The sequence below is a fragment of the Methylorubrum podarium genome, from assembly GCF_022179745.1.
Taxonomy (GTDB): Bacteria; Pseudomonadota; Alphaproteobacteria; order Rhizobiales; family Beijerinckiaceae; genus Methylobacterium; species Methylobacterium podarium.
Window position 1 is genome coordinate 1 of record NZ_BPRD01000378.1, and the last position, 4,238, is coordinate 4,238.

At 70.3% G+C, this 4,238-nt stretch carries 3 protein-coding genes; all 3 read right to left on the minus strand.

Annotated elements, in window-relative coordinates:
* Positions 1 to 44 precede the first annotated feature (44 nt).
* On the minus strand, positions 45 to 1,130 hold the full coding sequence (gene prfA / locus MFF42_RS18220; RefSeq protein ID WP_238257010.1) for a peptide chain release factor 1: 1,086 nt from the start codon (positions 1,128 to 1,130) through the stop codon (positions 45 to 47).
* Positions 1,131 to 1,204: 74 nt separating this feature from the next.
* Positions 1,205 to 3,466, minus strand: a complete 2,262-nt coding sequence (gene ptsP / locus MFF42_RS18225) for a phosphoenolpyruvate--protein phosphotransferase (protein ID WP_238257011.1) — start codon at positions 3,464 to 3,466, stop codon at positions 1,205 to 1,207.
* A gap of 71 nt (positions 3,467 to 3,537) precedes the next feature.
* On the minus strand, positions 3,538 to 4,238 hold a 701-nt coding region (locus MFF42_RS18230), incomplete at its 5' end, for an ACT domain-containing protein (RefSeq protein ID WP_238257012.1).

Below are 4,238 nucleotides of genomic sequence, written 5' to 3' on the forward strand. Positions count from 1 at the left end.
ATCCGTGGGGGAGAGGGATCGTACCGGTCGCGGCCGTCTCAGCCTCACGCCATCCCCTCGGCCGCCAGCAGCTCGGCCTGATGCTCGGTGACCAGCGCGTCGATCACCTCGTCGAGCGCCGGCCCGGCCATGACCTCCTCCAGCTTGTAGAGGGTCAGGTTGATGCGGTGGTCGGTGACGCGCCCCTGCGGGAAATTGTAGGTTCGGATGCGCTCCGAGCGGTCGCCGGAGCCGACCTGCGCCTTGCGGTCGGCCGCCCGCGCCGAATCCTTGGCGGTGCGCTCGGCGTCGAACAGCTTCGCCCGCAGGAGGGCCATGGCGCGGGCGCGGTTCTTGTGCTGCGAGCGCTCCTCCTGGACGAACACCACCACGCCGGTCGGAAGGTGGGTGATGCGGATCGCCGATTCCGTCTTGTTGACGTGCTGGCCGCCCGCGCCCTGCGCCCGCATGGTGTCGATCTTCAGGTCGGCCTCGTTGACGACGACGTCCACCTCCTCCGCCTCCGGCAGCACGGCGACGGTGGCGGCGGAGGTGTGGATGCGCCCCTGCGTCTCGGTATCGGGCACGCGCTGGACGCGGTGGGCCCCGCTCTCGAACTTGAGCCGCGAGAACACGGAGCGGCCCTTCACCTCGGCGACCACCTCGCGATAGCCGCCGACGGTGCCCTCGCTCTCCGAGATCACCTCGACGCGCCAGCCCTTCGACTCGGCGTATTTCGCGTACATGCGAAAGAGGTCGCCCGCGAACAGGGCCGCCTCGTCGCCGCCGGTGCCGGCGCGGATTTCGAGGATCGCGCTCTTCTCGTCGGCCGCGTCCTTGGGCAGCAGCATCAGCTGCAGGGCGCGGTGGGCCTGTTCCAGCGCAGCTTCCGCCTCCGGCTTCTCTTCCGCCGCCAGCGCGCGCATCTCGGGATCCCCGCCGGGCTCGTCGATCAGCGCCCGGATGCCGGCGAGGTTCGCCTCCGCCGCGCGGTAGTGGCGGATCGCGGCGACGACGCCGTCGAGCTCCGACAATTCGCGGGAGAGCTGCACGATGCTCTCGGCATCGGCCGAACCGTCGGCGAGCTGCGCCGTGACGAACTCGTGCCGCGCCAGGATGGCGTCGAGGCGATCGGGAGGAATGGGGGTCATCGCCCTGAATATACTCGCGACGGAACTGATAGTTGAGGAAAGAGTGCGAAGATCCGGCCCGGCCGGACGGCGCGTCAGATGGGCACGCCGTTGGCCTTCGCGTAAGCCGCCAGCGCGGGCCGGACCGAGGCGCCGTCGGTCACCCGGGCCAGCTCGGTCTCGATCAGCTGCGCGACCTCGCCGGCATGGGCGGAGAGGACCATCGCCTTGACCGGGCCGATCGCGGCCGGAGACATCGAGAACTCGCGAAACCCGAGGCCGATCAGCGCCAGCGCCTCCAGCGGCCGCCCGCCGATCTCCCCGCAGACCGTGGCGGGGCAGCCCTGCGCGGCGGCGCGCTCGGCGATCAGGCGGAAGGCGCGCATCGCCGCCCCGCAGAGGGGATCGAAGCGGTTGGCCACGCGTCGGTTCTCGCGATCGACCGCGAACAGGAACTGCATCAGGTCGTTGGAGCCGACCGACAGGAAGTCCGCCTCGCGGGCGATCTCGTCGATCTGGAACAGGAGCGAGGGCACCTCGACCATCGCGCCGAGGCGGCAATCGCTCGGCAGAACGTAGCCGTGGCGACGCAGATGCGCCTTCTCGCGCTCGACGATGGCGCGGGCGCGGACGAATTCCTCGACGGTGGCGACCATCGGGAACATGATCTTGATCGGCCGCCCGGCCGCCGCCTTGAGGAGCGCGCGCAGCTGCACCCGCAGCAGCGCCGGCCGGTCGAGGCCGATGCGGATCGCCCGCCAGCCCAGCGCCGGGTTCTCCTCCTCCAGGGCCGGCATGTAGGGGAGGATCTTGTCGCCGCCGATATCGAGGGTGCGGATCGTGACCGGCAGGTCGCCGGTCGCCGCGTAGACCGCCTCGTAGAGCGTCTGCTGCTCGGCCGCCGAGGGCATCCGCTCGGCGATCATGAATTGCAGCTCGGTGCGGAACAGGCCGACGCCTTCCGCCCCGGTCTCGTTCAGATGGGTGAGATCGACCAGCAGGCCGGCATTGAGGTGCAGGCCGATCTTCACGCCGTCCTTCGTGACGGCGGGCACCTCGCGTAGCGCCCGGTACTGCTCCTGACGCCGGGCGCGCAGGCGCACCATCTCGGCGTAGGAGGCCTCGACCTCGGGGGTCGGCCGGATCTGGACCTCGCCGGAGAGACCGTCGACGATGATCGCGTCGCCCGAGTCGCACAGGCCCGTCGCATTGGCGATCTCGCCGACCGCCGGGATGCCGAGGGCGCGGGCGACGATGGCGATGTGGCTCGTCGGCCCGCCCTCCTCCAGCACCACGCCGCGCAGCCGCGCCCGGTCGTAGTCGAGCAGCGCCGCCGGCCCCATGGAGCGCGCCACCAGGATCGCGTTCTCCGGCAGGCCGTCGCCCCCGCGTCCTTCCTGGCCGACGAGGCGGCGCAGCAGGCGGTTGGCGAGGTCGTCGAGATCGTGCAGGCGGTCGCGGAGATACGGATCGCTCTGGCGCAGCATCCGGGCGCGGTTGTCCGACTGCACCCGCTCGACCGCGGCCTCCGCCGTCAGGCCCGACTGGACCGCCTCGCGCATCCGCCGCAGCCAGCCCTTGTCGTGGGCGAACATCCGGACCGTCTCGAGGATCTCGCGGGATTCGCCCGAGCCGATCCCGTCGCCGCGCTCGACCAGCTCGTCAATCGCCGAGCGCACGTCCTCGATCGCCTCTTCCAGGCGCTCGACCTCGCGCTCGACGTTCTCGGCGATCAGCGTCTTCACGACGATGCGCGGCTCGTGCAGCACCACGTGGCCGAGGCCGATCCCGTCGGCCAGCGCCACGCCGCGCTGGCTCACCGGGCGCCGCGCCGCGGTGCCGGCGCCGGGCGACAGCGCCTGGAGCTCGCCCGAGGCGATCAGCTCGGCCAGCACCATGGCGGTGGTCTGGAGCGCCTCGATCTCCTCCTCGGAATAGACCCGGTAGGTCTTGTTCTGGACCACCAGTACGCCGAGCGTATTTCCGGCGCGCAGCAGCGGCACGCCGAGGAAGGCGTGGTAGATCTCCTCACCCGTCTCCGGGCGATACGAGAACGAGGGGTGCGACTGCGCGTCGGAGAGCGCCAGCGGCTCGGCCGTCTTGGCGATCAGGCCGACGAGGCCCTCGTCGGCGCGCATGCGGGTGATGTGGACCGCGTCGCGGTTCAGACCCTCGGTTGCAAACAGTTCGAGGGTGTTGTCATCGCGCACCACGTAGACCGAGCACACCTCGGCGATCACGTTCGCCGCGATGAGGACGACGATCCGGTCGAGGCGCTGCTGCGGACTGACCGGCTCCGCCATGGCTTCGCGGAGCCGGCGCAGCAGCAGGCGCGGGCCTCCGGGCGCAGCGGGCATCGTGTCGTCAATCCGGGTCGGCCGGCGCAACCCTGGCTTGTGAGCCGAAGGGCCGGCGCCGACGGGAACGGTCAGGCCTGGTCGAGGCCGTATAGCGAGTGGAGCGTGCGAACGGCAAGCTCCGTGTAGGCGGCGTCGATCAACACCGAGAACTTGATCTCGGAGGTCGTGATCGCGCGAATGTTGATACCCTTCTGCGCCAGCGCCCGGAAGGCTTTGGCTGCAACGCCCGCATGCGAGCGCATGCCGACGCCGATCGCCGAGACCTTGACCACGTCGGTGGCGCCCTCGATCTGGCCGAACTGGATCGTGTCGCGCTGCGCGTCGAGGATGGCGCGGGAGCGCTCGTACTCGGCCGCCGGCACGGTGAAGGTCATGTCGGTGGTCGCAGTCCCACCGGATTCTTTGTCGCCCGACACGGTCTGGATGATCATGTCGACGTTGATGTTGGCATCCGCGAGCGGGCCGAAGATCGCCGCGGCGATGCCGGGGCTGTCCTTCACGGCGCGCAGGGTGATCTGCGCCTCGTCCTTCGAGAAGGCGATGCCGGTGATGATCTGCTGTTCCACGATTTGGTCCTCGTCGCAGATGAGGGTGCCCGGCCGCGCGGCATCGGGGGGATCGAAGGAGGAACGCACCGTGGTCGGCACCCGGTGCACCATGGCGAGCTCGACGGAGCGCACCTGCAGCACCTTGGCGCCGAGGGACGCCATCTCCAGCATCTCCTCGAAGGCCAAGCGCATGGAGCGCGTGACCTTCGAGGAGATGCTGG